This is a genomic window from Frigoribacterium sp. CFBP9030 (assembly GCF_034045195.1).
GTDB lineage: Bacteria > Actinomycetota > Actinomycetes > Actinomycetales > Microbacteriaceae > Frigoribacterium.
The window spans coordinates 13,665-32,174 of record NZ_JAXCWG010000014.1 but is presented as its reverse complement, the minus strand read 5'-3'; the positions used below and the strand labels follow the sequence as shown (position 1 = coordinate 32,174).

16 protein-coding genes are annotated in these 18,510 nt (G+C 69.5%); 1 reads left to right on the top strand and 15 read right to left on the bottom strand.

Going from position 1 to position 18,510, the window contains the following annotated elements; all coding sequences use genetic code 11:
* Positions 1–24: 24 nt before the first annotated feature.
* The 15 genes from SOM13_RS13280 to SOM13_RS13205 form a co-directional block, all read right to left on the bottom strand.
* Complete coding sequence (locus tag SOM13_RS13280; RefSeq protein ID WP_320479980.1) at positions 25–438, bottom strand: SRPBCC family protein; 414 nt, start codon at positions 436–438, stop codon at positions 25–27.
* Positions 439–536: 98 nt separating this feature from the next.
* Complete coding sequence (locus tag SOM13_RS13275) at positions 537–1,094, bottom strand: GNAT family N-acetyltransferase (RefSeq protein ID WP_320480003.1); 558 nt, start codon at positions 1,092–1,094, stop codon at positions 537–539.
* 39 nt (positions 1,095–1,133) lie between these two features.
* Entirely contained in the window at positions 1,134–1,847 is a 714-nt protein-coding gene (locus tag SOM13_RS13270) for a hypothetical protein (protein WP_320479979.1), read from the bottom strand.
* Positions 1,844–2,770, bottom strand: coding sequence for an ATP-binding cassette domain-containing protein (locus SOM13_RS13265; RefSeq protein ID WP_192060224.1), 927 nt, complete (start codon positions 2,768–2,770; stop codon positions 1,844–1,846). The genes SOM13_RS13270 and SOM13_RS13265 overlap by 4 nt, the downstream gene beginning before the upstream one ends.
* Complete coding sequence (locus tag SOM13_RS13260; RefSeq protein ID WP_320477124.1) at positions 2,767–3,126, bottom strand: GntR family transcriptional regulator; 360 nt, start codon at positions 3,124–3,126, stop codon at positions 2,767–2,769. Before SOM13_RS13260 ends, SOM13_RS13265 begins: the two co-directional genes overlap by 4 nt.
* A gap of 111 nt (positions 3,127–3,237) precedes the next feature.
* Positions 3,238–3,438 carry a hypothetical protein gene (locus SOM13_RS13255; RefSeq protein ID WP_320479978.1) on the bottom strand — a complete coding sequence of 67 codons (201 nt, stop codon included), beginning with the start codon at positions 3,436–3,438 and terminating at the stop codon, positions 3,238–3,240.
* Positions 3,439–3,910: 472 nt separating this feature from the next.
* Positions 3,911–4,471 (bottom strand): ImmA/IrrE family metallo-endopeptidase, encoded by a 561-nt coding sequence (locus SOM13_RS13250; protein ID WP_320479977.1) that lies wholly within the window; start codon positions 4,469–4,471, stop codon positions 3,911–3,913.
* A 987-nt stretch (positions 4,472–5,458) separates the two neighbouring features.
* On the bottom strand, positions 5,459–6,469 hold the full coding sequence (locus SOM13_RS13240; RefSeq protein WP_320479976.1) for a glycosyl hydrolase: 1,011 nt from the start codon (positions 6,467–6,469) through the stop codon (positions 5,459–5,461).
* Positions 6,466–9,375 carry a carbohydrate binding domain-containing protein gene (locus SOM13_RS13235; protein WP_320479975.1) on the bottom strand — a complete coding sequence of 970 codons (2,910 nt, stop codon included), beginning with the start codon at positions 9,373–9,375 and terminating at the stop codon, positions 6,466–6,468. Before SOM13_RS13235 ends, SOM13_RS13240 begins: the two co-directional genes overlap by 4 nt.
* A 60-nt stretch (positions 9,376–9,435) precedes the next feature.
* Positions 9,436–10,404, bottom strand: coding sequence for an ROK family protein (locus SOM13_RS13230; protein WP_320479974.1), 969 nt, complete (start codon positions 10,402–10,404; stop codon positions 9,436–9,438).
* A 2-nt stretch (positions 10,405–10,406) separates the two neighbouring features.
* Positions 10,407–12,905, bottom strand: coding sequence for a beta-mannosidase (locus SOM13_RS13225; protein WP_320479973.1), 2,499 nt, complete (start codon positions 12,903–12,905; stop codon positions 10,407–10,409).
* Positions 12,902–13,756, bottom strand: coding sequence for a carbohydrate ABC transporter permease (locus SOM13_RS13220; protein WP_320479972.1), 855 nt, complete (start codon positions 13,754–13,756; stop codon positions 12,902–12,904). Before SOM13_RS13220 ends, SOM13_RS13225 begins: the two co-directional genes overlap by 4 nt.
* A complete protein-coding gene (locus SOM13_RS13215) occupies positions 13,753–14,721 on the bottom strand; it encodes a sugar ABC transporter permease (protein ID WP_320479971.1) in 969 nt (322 codons plus the stop codon). The genes SOM13_RS13220 and SOM13_RS13215 overlap by 4 nt, the downstream gene beginning before the upstream one ends.
* Positions 14,718–16,013 carry an ABC transporter substrate-binding protein gene (locus SOM13_RS13210; protein WP_320479970.1) on the bottom strand — a complete coding sequence of 432 codons (1,296 nt, stop codon included), beginning with the start codon at positions 16,011–16,013 and terminating at the stop codon, positions 14,718–14,720. The genes SOM13_RS13215 and SOM13_RS13210 overlap by 4 nt, the downstream gene beginning before the upstream one ends.
* Positions 16,014–16,213: 200 nt before the next feature.
* Complete coding sequence (locus SOM13_RS13205) at positions 16,214–17,128, bottom strand: substrate-binding domain-containing protein (RefSeq protein ID WP_320479969.1); 915 nt, start codon at positions 17,126–17,128, stop codon at positions 16,214–16,216.
* Positions 17,129–17,242: 114 nt separating this feature from the next.
* Between SOM13_RS13205 and SOM13_RS13200 the strand changes: the two genes are divergently transcribed.
* Entirely contained in the window at positions 17,243–18,472 is a 1,230-nt protein-coding gene (locus SOM13_RS13200; protein WP_320477113.1) for an ROK family protein, read from the top strand.
* The last annotated feature ends 38 nt before the right edge of the window (positions 18,473–18,510 follow it).

The following is an 18,510-nucleotide window of genomic DNA, read 5'->3' as shown; positions in this document are numbered from 1 at the left end:
CGACTGGGTCGACGACGCGATCGTCTACCGGGCGGGCGGGAAACGCTCGGCGAGCAGCACCGCGAGCTGGTCGAGGTCTCGGCGGACCGCGTCAGCATCGGCCTGGAACTCCTCCTCCGACATGCCCTCACGGCGGAACAGGGTGAAGACGGCTTCGCTGCCCTCGTCGTTGGCGACGATGCGGAAGGGGTTCCGCACCACCGATCCGTCGGGCAGGGTCACGTCGTGGTCGAGGATCCCCAACTCCACCGGCCCGGTGAAGGTCACCTCGACGATGCCCAGGGGCGAATCCGTGATCCATCGCCCGTCCTCCTGACGGATACCGGTGCTGAGACCAGCCGCCCACTCGGGGAGGTTCGCAGGGTCTCCGGCGACGCTGGACACGGTCGCGACGTCGTGGTCGAGCGAGCGCGAGATGTGGACGGCGGGCCAGGTCATGCCCGGAAGCTAGCATCTCAGGACTCGTGCTCGCATCCGACTTGTGGCCGCCCGCTCGGCGGTGGGCTGGCGGGCATGATCCTGCTCCTGCCATCGGGTCATGGAGCAGCGATGCCTTCCCAGAGCACCTCTCCGTCGACGAGGGTCGTCGTCGGTGCGAGCCCGAGCCTTTCGGCCACACGTGCTGACGCCGTGTGGTCCGGATGGACGTGAGCCTGCCGGCGTCCGACGCCGATCGACGGCAACCACGCCACGACCGCCGAACCCGCTTCCCGCGCCAGCCCCCGGCCCTGCTCCGACACGGTGACCAGCCACGCGAGGTCGGCGACGAGCTCGACGCCCCTTCGCGTGAGCGTCGCCTGGACGAATCCGATGGCCGGCCCGCCGCCGATGGGCCGGATGATCCAGTTCAACCACCCGGCGCGTCCGTCGTCGGACCGGCCTCGTGCCTGACGTCGGTAGCGCGCCTCGAGCTCGTCGTACGTCGGGGGTTCCCCACCGGTGAACCGGTAGAGCGCCAAGGGCGCCAGTGCCCTCGTCATCTCGCTCGCGTGCCGCACGGCGAGCGGCTCCAGCGAGAGACGATCCGTTCGCAGGGCATCGGCCCGGGGCCACGACGCGTCCTGATTATCGCCGGCCGGCCGGACACCCGTCACGGTCGGGACCTCGGGTGACGAGCGCCTCTCCCCCTCCATCTAACGGACGCTCGCTCCGCGCAGCGACAGGCTCGTGCCTCCTGCGGCGACGAGCACCAGCGCGACACCCACGACGGCGAGCCACCAGAACTCGAACGCCGCAGCGATGTCGGCGAGCGACGGGGCGAGCGCCAGGAGGAGGCCTGCGAGCACGAGGACCGCGACGACGGCCACTCCGAGAGGGCCGCGCGGGCCGAACCGCAGCCAGACCCCGCCGAAGACCGCACCTACCGTGAACGCCGTCAGCGAGCCGAGGAACATCACGAGCAGCAGTACGACGACGTTCCCCGCGCCGAGGATGGCGGTGTCGAAGACGTAGATGCCGACGAACCAATGGCCGGTGAGCAGCTCGAGGCCGAGCATCGCGGCCGCGACGACGGCGAGGTAGGCGGACACCAGCGCGTGAGTGAGGAACGTGCCCGCCGCGAAGCCGCGGCGTGTGGTGCCGAGCGACGACGCCACCGGGAACACGGACGAGATGCTGGCGACCCCCGTCGCCACGAGGTACCCGGAGACGGACCAGGCGAGGGCCGGATTGTTGCGAGCGCTGTCGGCGTAGCCGGGCGAGCTCGGAGACATCCCCGTGGCGCGCTGGATCGCTAGCTGGATGATCACGGTCGCCACGCCTGCGACGAGCATGATGCCGAGAGGCACGAGGAACCATGTCGTGCGGCGCACGAGCTGGAGTCGGACGACAGCGGTTGCACGGCTCACGACAGGGCTCCTTCGGTGGTGACGGATGCGGCACGGTCGTCCACGCCGGGCGTCGGCGTACCGGCGCCCAGGGCTGCGACGAAGTGCTGGAGCGACACGGATCCCAGCTCGACCCCGGCCTCGCGGGCCTCGCGCCGGAGGGCGTCGTCGACGCTCCCCGCCACGGTGACGCTGGCGAGGCCGCCGAGGGCGTGCCGGGCGAGCACCCGCCGGGAGCCGACGACCCGATCGACCGCACCTGCGGCTCCTGCCGCCGTCCAGGCCGAGGCGCGAGCCGTGTCGACGTCGGCGTCGAGGACGACCCGTCCCTCGTCGAGCACGACGACCTGCTCCAACAGGGATTCCGACTCGTCGACGAGGTGGGTGGAGAGCAGGACGGTGCGCGGGTGTTCGGCGTAGTCGGCGAGCAGGCGATCGTAGAAGATCTGGCGAGCGGTGGCATCGAGGCCGAGGTAGGGCTCGTCGAAGATCGTGAGCGGCGCCCGCGATGCGAGCCCGAGCACGATCGCGACGCTCGAGGCCTGACCCCGCGACATCTTCTTGATCGGTGTCCGAGTCGGAACGCGCAGGTCGGCCACGAGGTCGCGCGCCAGTGCCGGGTCCCAGCCGGCGTGGAAGGCCGGGGCGACCGAGAGCACGTGACCGATGCGGAAGTCGTCGGGCCAGCGCTGGCTGTCCCGTACGAAGGAGGTGCGCGACAGGACCTCCACGCTCTCGACCGGGTCGTGCCCCAGAGTGCGGACCGTGCCCGAACTCGGACGCTCCTGCCCGGCGATCATCGAGAGCAGGGTGGTCTTCCCCGCCCCGTTGCGGCCGAGCAGGCCGCAGATGGCGCCCTCCCGGACGGTCGTGCTGACGCCCCGGAGGGCGGTGGTCGACCCGTAGGTGCGGTGCACCCCGGAGACTTCGACGGCGGTGCTCATGACGGATCCTCCTGATTGATCATGCGCGTGAGGGCTGCAGCGTCGATGCCGAGCGCGGCGGCCTCGCGGACGAGCGGTCGGACGTACTGCTCGGCGAAACGGGCACGACGCTGCTCGACTAGCAGGTCACGGGCGCCGGGGGCCACGAACATGCCGATGCCCCGTCGCTTGTAGAGCACCCCGCGGTCGACGAGCAGGTTCATCGCCTTGCCCGCCGTAGCCGGGTTGATGCGGTAGAACGCTGCGAACTCGTTCGTCGACGCCACCTGCTGCTCTTCCGCGTAGGTGCCGGCGAGTACGTCGTCCGCGATGCGGTCGGCCAGCTGCTGGAAGATCGGGCTGCTCTCCTCGAACACGGCGACCCTCCTCATTGGTTAGTTGGTTCAGTAATGAACCTATTGACCAGGAGCGATCGTGTCAAGGAGGCGGCGATCTCGTCCGCCTCGAGGCGGCGACCTCCGACTCGCCTACCGTGCGGCCGGATCGCCCTTGAGGATCCGCGCGTTGAGATAGATCGTGATGAGTGCGCCGCCCAGCGTGAAGTACATGCTCGTGCGAGAGGGATCGATCACGAGCAGTGTCACTGCAGCGATGGCCACGAGCGACGCGACGATCAGCAGGAACACGGCCACGGACCGCTTCGTTCGTCGGCCGTCGTAGGTATCCATGCTTCTACGGTCTCTCGCCGGAGGGCCGCCGTCAAGAGACCGCCGGCATCGACGCCGATCGTGATGACCTAGATGACCAGGGACTTCTCTGGTGGGCCCTACCGGGCTCGAACCGATGACATCCACGGTGTAAACGTGGCGCGGGGCCTACGTTGTTGCCGCCTGTTGCGCAGAAGTGCCGGTTTTATGGGGTGAGGAGTGCAGCTGCGTGCAAGAGAAAGCAGCGGTGCGCAGCCCTTGACCAACACCACACCAACACGAGCACGGAGCTTTGACGGCGCACGAAGCACCGTCATGCGCTGAATCGGAACTAGGACCGTTTGCGCCACGCATTCAGGTCGGCGACCGGCGCGAGCGACGCATCGCGAAGGTAGCCCGTGCTCCTCAACCGCACGACGCCACCGCCCTGGATGGAGAACGCAACGATCCCGAGCATAGGGTCCTGGACGTCCTACGCACGGACGTCGAGAAGTCAGGAGAGCTCCGCGAAGGCCTGGCTGCGGCCGCGCATGTCGCTCATGACCTGGGTGAGCAGACTGGACGACTCAGGGCGAAGGTCAGATCCCGGATCACCGCGGCGGAAGCCGGCCATCGAGAGCTGCTTGGCGAGCGTGCTGTAAGTCCAGTCAGAGATGACGCCGAGCCGGTGGGCACGAAGCTTGAGCGCCATTGGACTGACGCGCCAACATCGCTTCAGCATCAGCACGTCTTCGAGCATCAGGTTGTTGCCGCGAATGGCGCCGATGACATCGGAACGCGGCATCAGGAACGAGCTTGCAAAGTCGTTGGCCGCCTGCTCTTTCTCCTTGCCGGATTCAACGTTGAGCGATTCCCCGTGCATGACGAGATGGCCCAGCTCATGTGCCAGGTCGAATCGAAGACGCTCGGCGGATCTGTGAACATTGAGGAAGACGACCGGCGTTGCGCCGTGACGGAACGAGAATGCGTCGATGGCCTGCAGCGGGCCACCATCGGAGTAGACCTTCGCACCCTTCAATTCCAGGAGCTGCAGCAAGTTCTTGATGGTCGCCACGCCGAGTCCCAATGCACCACGGACAGCCTCTGCGGCCTGCTCCGGGGCGAGCTCGTCGTCTGAGCGACTCCAGTCCTGCACCTCTGGGACGGCCGGCGCTGGCGAGTCATGGGTTGCCTTGATCCAGTCTGACAACTCTATGGCGAGCGTCGACAGGCTTCGCCTGCACGGTGCAGCAACCGCCAGATCTTCCGCGCACCGCGACCTAGGTGCCGATCCCAGAACACCTGCTCGATCTCGGTCACCAGTGCTTGGTCAGCGAGTTCTCGAGCAAATCGCGACCGCATCTTGAACGCGTAGTAGCCCGACGGGCGATCGGGACGCCGTTCTCGGTGAGCACACGACAGATCGGCTCGACCCCGAAGCGGTCCCGATGTTCGTCGATGATCTGGATCACACGGCAGTCGCGGGTCGAGCCCCCGTGCGAAGAACGAGGACGCCGCCAACAGGATCTATTGACGCCAGTCGGGACTGCTGTCGATTGAGCGGATTCGGAGGGCCAGAGACACGGCTCACTGAGATGCGACCTTGGCCGAACGCTGCACAGCCGGCAGCCGGACGGGAGTCAGCTGTTCGTGGTCGGGCAAGACCGCCGGCATCTTTTCTAGGCGGCTGAGCGGCGATGGCGGACGACGAGGGCCGCCCCGATGGCCAGGAGCATCAGAGCCAACGCGAGAACCCGGGCCAACGACGCACCTGTCAGGGCGAAGTCGTCAGCGCCAACAGCTGTTGTCGGCGGCCCCGGTGCCGTAGCTTGCGAGTCAGTCAGCAGGAGGGACACGGTGCCGGGCCGTCACGGTCGGACCCGGACCTCGAGCACTCTGCCGCGTCTCCAGGCTGAGCGCGCCGGCGCACGGAACACTCGCCAAAGCACTTGGAGCCGGGGCGCATGGGGCAAGTTGCATCGCAAGTGCCGCAGGAGAGGAAGGGCGTCGGCGCATCGCGCGCAGACGCCCTTCTCATGCCCGATGCCGGGCGTGGTTCGAGCTAGGGAATGGCAATGTCACCCTGGTGCAGGACGCGGGGGTTCGCGTAGGTGTCCTTGATCGCCTGTTGCGTGTTCGCGGACTCGAGCTGCTCCGACCAGTGCATGAACCACGTCCAGTTCGGCTGCGCGGCCAACTGCGCCGACGTGGGCATCTTGCCGATCTCACCCAGAGCGATCGGCTTGCCCGCCGCGATCGATTGCATCGTCTGGTATTCGGCTGCACTCGGGAAGGTCTTGTACCAGGCGTCGAGCGTGACGACGTCGACGTACGAGCTGCCCGGGTAGTAGCCGGCCAGCCCGCCGGCCGGGTTGTCCTGCACGTTCCAGGCCCAGATGAGGTTCGTCATGCCCTTCGTACCAGCGAGGTAGTCGCGGGTGATCTGGTAGAGCTTCGCGGAGCCGGCCGATCCCGAACGTCCGCCCCACCAGGCCCACTGCTCGTTCATCTCGTGCAGCGGGCGGAAGACTGCGGGAACGCCCGCGTCCCTCAGCTGCTGCAGGTAGGGGACGACCTCGTCGAGTCGTGACTTCCACGCCGAGTTCAGCGCCGTCCCGTTCGTGGTCAGCTGCGACCACTGCGCGTCGGTGAGGTTCGCGTTGACGTCGTTCCAGGAGCACGACGAGCCGACCGTCGGTGGGCAGACGTGCCATGTGAGCGAGACGAGCGCCCCGTTCTTCCACTCCGTCTTGGCCTGGTCGACGACCCGCTGCCGGTTCGCCACGTCGGAGGCGGCGAAGAGGAAGTCCCCGCCCCAGAGCGCCGGGTAGACCCCGGTGATGTCCTTGACGCGCTGTGTGTACTGGCTCGGCTGCCCGGCGGGCTCCTTGTTGTGTTGCCCGCTGATGGTCTTCTGGCCCTTGATGCTCGCCAGGTAGTTCAGCACCGTGCTCTTGCCGGTCGGGCTGAACGCCTCGGCCGGGGTCGCCGCGGGGGCGCCCACGGCGAGGATCCCCGCCAGGAGGAACGCGATGCCGGCCCCGAGGGCGGTGTGCTTCGGACGTGTGGTCATGATGCTTCTCCTCGCTCGACCACCGCGGTGGTCGTCGATGCGAGCCGACGTCGTCGTGCGGCTCGGAGTGCGACGGCACCGGCGATGACCGATGCCAGGGCGGCCAGGGCGAGTGCCGTGGTCGAGGTCGAGCCGGTGAAGGCGAGACCTGTGGAGGCGGTGGTCGCGGAGGCCGGGACGGTGCCGATCCCGCTGACGGGCACCGCGCCTCCTGCACCGGACTCCGGGCCTGCGCCCGGTCCGGCACCCCCACCGGGCGTAGCGGGCGTGCCCGGCGTGCCCGGCGTACCCGGGTCGACAGGCAGGACCGCGGCAGGGTCGACCGTCGTGACGACGTCGTCCACGAGCAGCTCGCCCGCGCCATCGCCGCCGAGGTAGAACGCGAGCTGCGTCACGGTCGACGGGTCGAGGGCGGCGTCGCCCGCCCAGGCAGGCGGCGCGAACGCCCTGAAGGGCACGTCGACCTGCTGCCACCCCTCCCCCTCGACCGCGAGGGTGGTCTCGAAGTACGACCCGCCCGCCACGATCTGCACGGTGACGTCGTCTCCGGCCGGGGCACGCAGCGAGAGCGAGAGACCGGTGTAGCCCCACCAGTCCTGCGGCTCGGCGAGGGTGCGGACGACGCCCGCGTAGCCGGGGCCCGCGAGGTCGTAGGCGAACTGTCCCGCCTGCGAGCCCGTGGACGGGTTCTCACCGAGGGTGGGCGTGACAGCTCCGCCCCCCGTGTTGCGCACGTAGGTGCTGGTGAGGGCGGCGTCGTCGGCGTACTCCTCGAAGTCCTCCACCACGAGCGCCTCCGTCGGGAGGGGACGGGTGGAGAAGGACGCCGTCGTGGGTACCGACGTCGTCGTGCCGACACCGTTCACGGCCTCGACCGACCAGCGGTAGGTCGTGCCGGGCTCGAGCGTGACGTCGGGCCGGTACGACGTGCCCGTGAGACCGTCGGCCGAGGCCACGACGGTGCCCTCAGCGTTCGTGATCGCGAAGCGGTAGTAGGCGGCATCGGTCGCGGCCGTCCAGGCGAAGTCCGGCGTCGAGGTGGTGCCCGTCGTCTCGTCGAGGGGCGCCTGGAGCGAGAACGCGCCGGGCGCCGTGGTGGGGTCGACGGCCGCGGACCGCAGGGTGGCCCGCGTGAGGTGCGCGTCTCCGGTCAACACGACGCGGACGTGGTCGTCGGCGAGGCCGTCGGCGACGACCGAGCCCTCGTCGGTGACGACCGTGGCGGCGGGCACCCAGGTGCTGCCGTCGGCGCTCGTCTCGACGCGGGCGGCGGGCGGCTCGTCGACCTGGAACTCGGCACGGGTGAGCCCGGCACGCTGCCAGGCCACCGAACCGGACGTGTCGTCCGTCGCGATCACGGACCCTCCGTCGGGGTCGGCCGCGACCGTCACGCCGTCGTGTGCGGACGAGAGGCGCCAGTCCTGCACAGGATCGACGAGCACGTCGCCGCCGTCCGGGTGGACGACGTCGGACGCAGGTCCGGTCGTCCCCGCGCCGTCGAGTGCCCGGACACGGTAGGAGGCGCCAGCCGGGGACTCGATGTCGGTGACGGTCCCGGCCGACGCGCCCAGCGCCTCCTCGGTGACGGTCGTCCACGGCTGGTCGGCGACCTGTCGCTCGACGACGTATCCGGCTGCGCCGGCCGTTCCGCGCCAGGTGATGGTCGAGATGCCCTGGGCTCGCTGCACGCTCGTCACGAGCGGGGCCTCGAGAGGGAGGGCGGGCAGCACGATGCCGATGTCGCGGGCGTACTGGCGGATCGCCTCGGCCCGAGACTCCTCGGACGGCGTCCCTCCGGGCAGGTGGAAGGTGAAGCCGTCGTCGTGGGGCACGAGGCCGGCGCGGTCGTCGTGGCCGAACAGCGACCAGGCGAACATCCCGGAGACGGCCGGGTCCTGGGCGAGCGGGCCCAACAGCGCGGGCGTCGCCGCCGTCGAGGCGTACTCGCCGGCGATGTAGACCTTCCCGGCGGAGGTGACGGTCGCCGCGTCGGCCGAGACGCGGGCGGCCGTCGGCGGGTAGTAGTGGACGTCGACGATGTCGAGTGCCGTCGCGGCGAGGGTGTCGGGGTCGATGTCGAACCGTCGGCCGGCGGCGACGAGCTGTGACGGGGCGAGCTGCTTGATGTGGGCGACCTGGTCGTCGATCCACGGGAGGGTCATTCCCTCGAGTTCGTTGCCGAGCTCCCACGCCATGATGGTCGGGTCCTCGGCGTAGGGGACGCCGGTCAGCGCGTTGGTGCGCCCGACGACGTGGTCGACGTAGTCCTGGTACGCGGCGATCGCCCGCGGGTCCGTGTAGAAGTCGGCGGACTCGAGGCCGAGGGGCGTCGTGAAGTCGCGGTGGCCGCCGTGGTAGTACTCCCACTCGTCGGTGAGCGGCAGGATCAGCCGGATGCCGAGCGACCCGGCGTACGCGACGGCGAAGTCGATCGTGGCGAAGGCGTCGTCGTCGTACTCGCCCAGGCTCGGCATCAGCGCGAGCGTGTTCGCGTCGTCCTGGCCGGTCGAGGTGCCCATGTGCGACCGGACGACGGTGATGCCGGCACGGTGGGCCGAGTCGAGGGTGTCCTTGATGCGGAAGAAGGTGGGGTAGTCGACCCCGCCGACGTTCTCGTCGAGGCCGAGCCAGTAGATGTTGGCCCCGCTGGCCCGGAAGGTCTCTCCCCCGAGCTGGAGCCGCGAGGCGTCCCGGGTGACGAACTCTGTGTTCTGGGTCGTCCACTCGGCGCGGGGCGCGGCGGACGCGGCCTCCGCCTGGTGCGGAGTGAGGGGTGCGAGCGAGCCGAGCAGGACGCCCGTGGCGACCACGGCGCACACTCGGATCGACCGCCTCCGTGTGGGTCTCGGGGTCGTGCGGGACGGATGGTCGTGGCTGGGGACGCTGATGGCGGTCGGTGTCGTCATGGGTGCTCAGGCTCCTTCGGCTGTGCGGTGATCAGGGCGCCCCGGTCGGGCGGCCTGGTGTCAGGTCGTGCTGACCAGCCGCCGCGTGTCGACCCGGTTCGGGTCGACCATGTCGGGGCGGTGGACGAGTGCGCCGGCTCCCAGCAAGGGAGCGGCGGATCTGAGAGCTGCCGGGACGATGAGCACCTCGACGGCGTAGGCGAGCACGGTGGCTCGACGGGCCTCCTGGCGCACCAGGTCGACGTAGTCGGGCACGACGCCGGCGAAGCCGCCGCCGATGGCGACGGCGTCCAGGTCGAGCAGCGTGGTCGTGCTGGCGATCGCCTGGCCGACGGCGGCGGCGGATCGGCGGACGGCCGCCAGGGCGGTCGGATCCCCGTCGGCGCACGACAGGGCGAGGTCCTCCCCCGAGGTCCCGGCCCAGCCGTTGCTCCGGGCCCAGGACACGGCGCTCGTCCCGGACGCGACAGCCTCGAGAGTGGTCGTTTCGACGACCCCTGCATCTCCCCCGAAACCCGCAACGTGGATCTGGCCGATGTGTCCGGCGTTCCCCGTCCTGCCCGACACCAGGGCGCCGCCGACGATCAGCCCACCGCCGACCCCCGTCGAGACCACCATCGACATCGTGTTCGCGAGCCCGGCCGTCGCTCCGAGCCAGTGCTCGGCGAGAGCGATGCAGGTGCCGTCCAGGCGCAGCCGGACCGGCAGGGCCGGGAGGCGCTCCTCGACTTCTCGGCGCAGGTCGAACCCGGCGAGCACAGGCAGGTTCTTCGGACTCACCGTGCCCGCGACGAGGTCGACGGGACCGGCCGACCCGATGCCGGCTCCCCGCAGCTCGCCGCCGGCCGGGAGGGCGGCCAGGGCACCGTCGACCACGGTGCCGACGGCACCCCGCAGCTCTGCCCGTGAGGCCGCCGCGCCCGTGGCGGCGCGCACCCGGCTGCCCCCGACGATCCGGCCGTCGTCGTCGACGAGGGCAGCCTCGATTTTGGTGCCGCCCAGGTCGACGGCCAGGGCGATCCTTGACATCGTCAGGCCCAGTCGACGACGAGCTGGTTCGACGTGCGGAGCACGCTCGCCGAGGTCAGCTGCTCGGGGGTGAGGTCGGCATCGCTGCTCACGCGGAACGTCACGGACTCCCCGGGCAGCAGGGTGACCATCATGTCGTCGACGACGGCGTGCACGTCGACCTTGTCGACGAGCAGCGTCACGTCGCGAGCCAAGGAGGCGCTGGTCACCACGACGTCGTAGCCGCCGTGGACCGCGGTGACGGTCGTCGTCAGCTCGGCGGCGGTCAGGGCCGAGTCGCGCTGCTCGACCGGGAACCACAGCCCCCGCTCGGCACCGACCGTGGCGACGACCAGCTCGCGGGCCGGATCGCCGAAGGCGGTGACCGCGGCGGGGATCGCGACCGTGCTGGTGGTGCGGGCGTCGAGCGCCAGGTCGACCGTCGCGGAGGCGAGCACCTCGCCGTCGTAGGAGAGCCTCTCGAGGACGACCTGCGCCTCCCACGCCTCGAGCGAGTCGTTCGAGACGGCGGCGACGAGGTCGTCGCCGCGCGGCTGGATCGTGACGAGGCGGTCGGCGTAGACGTGCTTGAGGGCGTAGAGCAGCGGCTTGGCGCGTCCGTAGCCGTCGACGGCGGCCCACGAGGTGACGGGCCAGCAGTCGTTCAGCTGCCAGACGATCGACCCCATCGTGGTGGGGCTCCACGACCGCCAGTGCTCGATGGCGAAGGCGACGGCGTGGGCCTGGTTCAGCGACATCGCCCAGTGCCAGTCCTCGGTGTCGTCGGGCAGCGGGAGGTGCGCGACGAGGCCGTCGGTCAGCTTGTCGTTGCCGTCGGTCGCCTTCTGGTGCCAGATCATGCCGGGCGACTCGGGCGTCAGGGGCGAGTCGGAGATCGACTGCTGGATCGTGGACCAGGTCGCGGGGCCCTGCCAGCCGAACTCGGCGACGAAACGGGGCACGGTGTCGCGGTAGTGCGGGTAGTCGACGCGGTTCCACAGCTCCCAGAGGTGTACCGAGCCGTGCTCGATCTCGTTCGCCGGTCGTTCGGGGTCGCCCGACCAGGGGCTGCCGGGCGTGTAGGACCGCTCGGGGTCGAGCTCGGCGACGAGGCGCGGCAGCAGGTCGAGGTAGTAGCCCAGGCCCCAGGTGCGGCCCTGGAGGCGCTTCTCCCAGCCCCACTCCTCGAAGCCCCAGATGTTCTCGTTGTTGCCGTTCCAGAGCACGAGGCTCGGGTGGGACATGAGGCGCGTCACGTTGTCGCGGACCTCGGCCTCGACCTCGCCGCGGAGCGGCTCCTCCTCGGCGTAGGAGGCGCAGGCGAAGAGGAAGTCCTGCCAGGTCATGATGCCGCGTTCGTCGCACAGCTCGTAGAAGTCGTCGGACTCGTAGTAGCCGCCGCCCCAGACGCGCAGCAGGTTCATGTTCGCGAACTCGGCCTGGTCGAGGCGGGCGGCGACGCGGTCGCGGGTGACGCGGGTGACGAAGGCGTCGTCGGGGATCCAGTTCGCGCCCCTGGTCCAGACCGGCTGGCCGTTGACGACGACCCGGAAGCTGGTGCCCTCTGGGTCGGGCTCGAGTTCGACGACGACCGTGCGGAAGCCGATGCGGGTCGACCAGGCGGCTGCGGGCTGGTCGTCGACGCCGAGGTCGACGGCGAGGTCGTAGAGGACGGCGTCGCCGTGGCCGCGGGGCCACCAGAGCGCGACGTCGGCGACGTCGAGGTCGACGACGGCCTCGGTCGCGCCCGGGGAGACGTCGACGCTGGCCGTGGCTGCCTCGGCTCCGCCGGGGCTCGTCACGGAGCCGGAGACGGTCACCGCGGCGTCGGACCCGGCCGCCCTCTCGATCGTGACGTGGGCACGGACGTGGCCCGCGCCTCCGTCGGTCGTCACGACGGGGCGGACGCTGTCGACGCGGGCGCCCGACCAGGAGTGCAGGATGACGGGCTTGTGGATGCCCGAGGAGGCGGCGTCGAGGCCCCAGTCCCAGCCGAAGTTGCAGGCCGCCTTGCGGATGGCGTTGAAGGGGTGGAAGTAGGTGTGCGGCCGGTAGCCGATGTCGAGGCTGGCCTGGTCGGCGTAGGCGACGGGCGAGGCGAAGTGGACGACGAGGTCGTTGTCGCCGTCGACGAGCACCCCGTCGGCCGGGAGGCGGTAGGCGCGGTGCTGGTTGACGGTGCGTGCCAGCTCGGTGCCGTTGAGGGTGACCGTTGCGACGGTGTCGAGGCCCTCGAAGACGAGGTCGTGGCGGTCGTGGCCGTCGGGGCTCCACGCGAACGTGGTGCGGTATTCCCAGTCGCTCTCGCCGATCCAGGTGACCTTCTGCTCGTTCCGGTCGAGGTAGGGGTCGGGGATGAGGCCGGCGGCGAGGAGGTCGGTGTGGACGAGGCCGGGCACCGTCGCGGGGACGGTCGCCGCGGCGATGTCGGCGGGCACCGGGCCGCGGGTCGAGCGGACGGACCAGCCGTCGTGCAACGGGCGGCGGGTCTCGGTCGCGGTGGTGGGGAGGGTGGTGGTCACTTGGTGGCTCCTGCCGTGAGGCCGTTGTAGATGTATCGCTGGAGGAAGAGGAAGGCGATGAGGGTGGGGACGATCACGAGCAAGGTCCCGGCCGCGATGACCTCCCACTGCGCGCCGAAGGGGCCCATGAAGCGGAACAGGGAGGTCGAGATGACGCCGAGGTCCTGCGAGGGCATGTAGAGGAACGGGATGTAGAACTCGTTGTAGACGGCGATGCCCTTGATGATGACCACTGTCGCGATGGCCGGCTTGAGCAGCGGCAGGACGATCCGCCAGTAGACGGTGAAGCGGCTCGCGCCGTCGAGCATCGCGGCCTCGTCGAGCGAGACGGGGATCGACTGCATGAACTGCAGGAAGATGTAGATCGCGACGATGTCGGTCCCCATGAAGATGAGGATCGCCGCGCCCCGAGTGTTGAAGAGGTCGAGGGCGCTGATCACCTGGAAGGTCGCGACCTGCGTCGTGACCGACGGCACGAGGGTCGCGAGCAGGAACCCCCCGAGCACGAGCTTCCGGCCGCGGAAGCGGAACCGGTCGATGGCGTAGGCGGCCATCGTGCCGATCAGGATGGTCCCGACGACGGACACGACGAGGATTATCCCCGTGTTGACGAAGCCCATCAGCATGCCGCCCTGGGTGAAGGCGGTGACGAAGTTGTCGAGGTTGAGCCAGTTGCCGGGCGGGGTGAGCGGGGTCGTGGTCCGGTACTCCTCGTCCGTCTTGAACGCGAGCATGACGATGGTGACGAGCGGGACGAGGGCCGCGAGGCACGCGAGCACGAGGCTGACGTACTTGACGGTCGTCCCGGTGCGGGCGAGCGCGCGCGAGCGGGTGAGCGACTCGGTGGTCACGAGGCCTCCTCCTTCTTCTCGTCGGGGAACAGCAGCCGCTGCACCGCGGTGATGACGAGCACGATGACGAGCAGGACCACGGCCATGGCAGAGGCGAGGCCCACCTTCGAGAAGCGGAACGCGGTGTCGACGGTCTGGATGACGAACGTCTCCGACCCGTTGGCGCCTCCGGTCATGATGTACGGCATCTCGAACGCCGAGAGGGCGCCCGCGATCGCGAGGATGAATGACAGGCCGAGGATGCGTCGGATGCTGGGCACGATGATGTAGAGGAACTTATGCCACGACGTCGCGCCGTCGAGGTCGGCCGCTTCGTACTGCTCGGACGGGACCGACTGGATCGCGCCCAGGAAGAGCACGAAGTTCAGGCCCATGTAGCGCCAGACGCTCGTGGCGGCGAGCGAGGTGTTGACGACGCCGGGGTCGCCGAGCCACTGCGGGGTGTTCTCGACCCCGACCAGGGCGGCGAGGGCGTCGAGGGTGCCGCCGGGGCGGAAGAAGTAGAGGAAGACGAGGCCGATCGCGACCCCGTTGATGAGGTACGGGAAGAAGATGATCCCCTTGAACAGGTTCGAGAAGCGGGTCTTGAAGCTGAGGAGGGTCGCGAAGTACAGGGCCAGGACGAGCTGGGCGATGGCGCCGGCCAGGTAGAAGAGGCTGACGAAGAAGACCTGGAAGATCTCGGGCCGGGTGAAGATCTCGACGAAGTTCTCGGGGCCGACGAACTCCTTGACCGGCGACAGGCCGTCCCAGTCGGTGACGCTGTACCAGAGCAGGTTCGCGACCGGCACGTAGGTCAGGACGACGAGGAACGCCAGCGGCACGACGAGGAAGAGCCACGGGGTGACGCGGAGGCCGCGCCGGCCCACGCGCCCGGCCGGGCCGGCGCCGGGGCGGGTGCCCCGGCGCCGGCCGTCGTCGGTGACGGTCGCCGCGACCTCGGGAGGCGAGGCGAGCTGGGTCATTCGGAGACCTTCTCCTGCGCTGCGGTCCAGCGGTCGTTGAGGTCGGAGAAGAACGAGTCCTCGTCGCCGTCGGCGGCGCCGCGGGCGGTGTCGATCAGCTTCTGACGGTAGGTGTTGCCGAAGATGTCGATCTCCGCCTCGTTGGCGATGTCGGTGAGCAGCGCCTCCTTGCCGACCGGGTCCGGAGCCAGCTCGAGGTACTGGACGTCGAGGGCGGTGAAGTCCGAGAGGGTGTCGGGCTCGGGGTCGCTCTTGACGGGGCTGATGGCTCCCTGGCTCTCGGCGTAGCCGGACTCGTTCGTGAACCAGTCGACCCAGGCCTTCGCGGTCGCCTTGTTGTCGCTGTTCTTGCTGACGCCGAGCACCTTGTCGCTGGCCGTCACCGAGGTGAACTGGCCGTCGACCTGCCAGGGCATCGGCCAGAAGCCGATGTCGTCGCGCGAGGCGCCGGCAGCCTCGGCGGCGTCCTGCATCTGGCTGACGGCCCAGGAGCCGAGGACCATCGAGCCGATCTTGCCCTGGGCGAGGAGGTTCTTGGACTCCTCCCAGTTGGTCGTGGTCGGGTCGGCCTCGCTGAGGCCGGCCTCGACGGTCTGGAAGAGCAGGTCGTCGATCTTGTACTGGTCTGTGCCCTCGGTCCAAGGGGCGTCGTCCTCGGCCATCTCCATGCGGACCTCGGGCCCCTGGGTGGCGCCGAGGTTGCCCTCGAGGGTCGCCAGCGGCCAGCCGTCGGCGTAGTTCGTGTAGTACGGGTCGGCATCGGTCTTGTCGCGGATGGCCTGCAGGTCGGTGAGGTACTCCTCCTGCGTGGTCGGGGCCTCGGTGACGCCTGCGTCGGCCCAGACCTTCTTGTTGACGACCATGCCCATGGCCGAGCCGAAGGTCGAGATGCCGTAGACCTGACCGTCGTAGGCGCCTGCGTCGACGAAGCGGTACTTCTCGCTCATCTCGTCGACCGTGCCGAGTGGCTCGAAGAAGCTCGAGTACTGGTCCTTCGTGACGTTCGAGCTGGGGATGAGCAGCGCGTCGCCGTAGTCCTTCGAGTTCAGGCGGATCTTGACGTCGCCTTCGTAGTCGGTCAGCGCCTCGAACTTCACGCTCGTGCCCGGGTACTTGTCCTCGAACGTCTTCGCGTAGTCGGCGAAGGTCGTGTCGACGAGGTCGGTGCGGTTGGTGAGCACGGTGATCTCGCCCGAGGGGTCGCCGTCGTCGTTGGACGCCGACGAGCAGCCGCTGAGGCTGATCGCGGTGAGCGAGACCATCGCCATGCCCATGAGTGCTGTCTTCTTCATGCGTGCGAACTCCTTCGTTCGTGGGTGCCGGCGAGGTGCCTCGGCCGTTCTGTCCGGCAGGTCTCGGCGGGTGCGAGCTGGTCGGGTGCCTCAGCTTCGCCCGCGGCATCATGCCGTGTCAAGACTTTGATTATTAATTTATGCACTTTGCTGTGGCCGAAGCGGACAAGGCGGGCAAGGAGCGTCCGCTCTCGGGGACGTCAGCGCGCGGGCGGGCCGGTCGTCGCCCGGGGCACGAAGACGATGGGAGGCGCCTCGAGGGTGGGCGGTCTCTGGCCGTCGAGAACTGCCAGCACTGTCTCGCCCACCATCTCGCCGATGCGCTGGACGTCGTGGCTGAGGGCGGAGAGCGGCGGCTCGGAGAGCTGGCACTGGGCCGAGTCGTCCCACGCGACGATCGAGAGGTCACCAGGCACGCTGAGACCTCGGCGTTGCGCCTCTGCGAGTCCACCGAGCGCCATGAGGTCATTGTCGAAGACGACCGCGGTCGGAATAGCAAGGGCGCCCACGATGGTCGGGTCGTCAAGGCAGGCCTGCGCGTCGAGGAGCGCCGACAGGGCGCGTTCACCCGACTCGAATGAGTAGTCCCCCGTCATCGTCGACGCAGTCAGGCCCCGCTCCTCGCAGACCGCGATGAAGGTGTCCCGGCGGGCGACGGAATGAGCGAGGCGCAGCGGACCGCTCACGTGGGCGAGATGGACGTGGTGCAAGAGTGCTAGCGCATCTACCGCCTCCTCGACGGCGACGTCGTCGTTCGTCCAGACGGCGGGGAGCCCGCTCGAGATGGCGGGCGACGACACCGAGATCGCGGGCAGGTCGAGCTCGGATACCAGTGACACCCGCGGGTCGTCCACGCCCAGGTCGACGAGCACCACGGCGTCCACGACGCCCCCGGCCGACCACCGGCGGCACAGGTCGAGTTCGGCCTCACGGTCGGGAAGGACCCGGAGCAAGACCGCATGCCCGCGCGGCCGCACGACACGGTCGAGGCCGGCGGTGAGCTCGTGGAAGTACGGCTCGGCCCCGTAGATCTCGCTGGGACGCACCAGGGTCAGGCCGATCGGCCGCGGGAGGCGCGACGGGCGGTCGCTCTCGGTCAGGGTCGCGTCTCTCATCGCCTCGTCCTCCTCGGCCCCGATCATGGTGCCGTGCGCTCTCTCGTGACCGCTATCGTGTCACCGACGCGGGCCAGCAACACACCAGGGCTCGCCCGAGGTGCGGAGGACGACGTGGCCAGACCCGAGTCCTCCGCGTCCGGTCCGGGCAGCAGGGCACTCGTCGTCGATGTCATCCGCTCGTCCGGCCCCATCAGCAGGGTCGAGCTAACCGAGACGACCGGTCTTACCCAGCCCAGCATCTCCAACATCGTCCGCAAGCTGCTCGTCGAGGGCATCGTGCGAGAGAGCGGTCGGGTGGCCTCGGGCGGCGGCAAGCCTCGGACCCTCGTCGAGATCAATCCCGGGGCCCTCTACGCGGTGGGCGTCCAGCTCGGTTTCGAGTCGATGACCTTCGTGGCGACGGGTGCGGGAGGGGGGATCGTCGCTCGGCAGCTCGTGGACGGTGCGTCGCTCGATTCGCCGGACGAGGTGACCGATCGCCTCGTGGCGCAGTTCGACGCCTTCGTCGACGCCGCTGGCATCTCACGGGCGTCGATCGCTGGTGTCGCCGTGGTCGCCCCCGGCCCGCTGTCGGCCGACCACGGCGCCATCCTCCGCTCGCCGACGCTCCGCAGGTGGGAGGGCTTCTCGCTCCGCGACAGGCTCTCGGAACGCCTGGACGTCCCCGTCCTGATCGACAACGACGCCGCGGCCGCGGCCGTGGGCGAGTTCTGGACGCGTCGTGTCCCTCGCACCGAGACCTTCGCCGGCATCTACATGGGCACGGGCCTCGGCGCCGGCATCATCATCGACGGGGCCCTGTACCGCGGTGCGAGCTCGAACGCTGGCGAGCTCGGGCACACGTCCGTCGACCTCGATGGCGAGCCTTGCTTCTGCGGCAACCGAGGATGCGTGGAACGTTATGCGGCGCCCGCCGCCGTCCTGCTTCAAGCCCGTGAGCAGTCAGGACGCTTGACCGGCCTCGGGCTCGCCTTCGAGGATCACACCGTTGCCCAAGACTTCGACCGTCTGGCTCGCGCTGCTGTGGGCGGGCACCCAGTCGCCGAGAGCTTGATCGCCACGTCCGCGCGCTATCTCGCCGCCGCCGTCGTGTCGTTCGTCAACGTCCTCGACGTCGACCGGCTCGTGCTCTCCGGTCCGAGCATCGCGGTCGCGGGTTCCGTGTACGCCCGGGCCGTCCGAGAACGTCTCACGGAGAGCGCATTCGCTCGGCAATCGCACGACGTCCGAGTCGAGTTGGCCACCAACCCGAGAGACTCAGCCGCGATCGGAGCAGCAGCGCTGGTCTTGCAGAGCTCTGTCTCTCCGGGACACGGCCCGCAGCTCATTCAGCCGAACTGACCAGCGGAAGCCCGGAGCCAGACCCACGATCTGAGCGA

Excerpts from the sequence above, each read along its gene's own strand:
- SOM13_RS13210 (WP_320479970.1), bottom strand. The coding sequence starts at position 16,013 with ATGAAGAAGACAGCACTCATGGGCATGGCGATGGTCTCGCTCACCGCG.
- SOM13_RS13255 (WP_320479978.1), bottom strand. The coding sequence starts at position 3,438 with ATGGATACCTACGACGGCCGACGAACGAAGCGGTCCGTGGCCGTGTTC.
- SOM13_RS13240 (WP_320479976.1), bottom strand. The coding sequence starts at position 6,469 with ATGACCACACGTCCGAAGCACACCGCCCTCGGGGCCGGCATCGCGTTC.
- SOM13_RS13265 (WP_192060224.1), bottom strand. The coding sequence starts at position 2,770 with ATGAGCACCGCCGTCGAAGTCTCCGGGGTGCACCGCACCTACGGGTCG.
- SOM13_RS13230 (WP_320479974.1), bottom strand. The coding sequence starts at position 10,404 with ATGTCAAGGATCGCCCTGGCCGTCGACCTGGGCGGCACCAAAATCGAG.
- SOM13_RS13280 (WP_320479980.1), bottom strand. The coding sequence starts at position 438 with ATGACCTGGCCCGCCGTCCACATCTCGCGCTCGCTCGACCACGACGTC.
- SOM13_RS13235 (WP_320479975.1), bottom strand. The coding sequence starts at position 9,375 with ATGACGACACCGACCGCCATCAGCGTCCCCAGCCACGACCATCCGTCC.
- SOM13_RS13215 (WP_320479971.1), bottom strand. The coding sequence starts at position 14,721 with ATGACCCAGCTCGCCTCGCCTCCCGAGGTCGCGGCGACCGTCACCGAC.
- SOM13_RS13205 (WP_320479969.1), bottom strand. The coding sequence starts at position 17,128 with ATGAGAGACGCGACCCTGACCGAGAGCGACCGCCCGTCGCGCCTCCCG.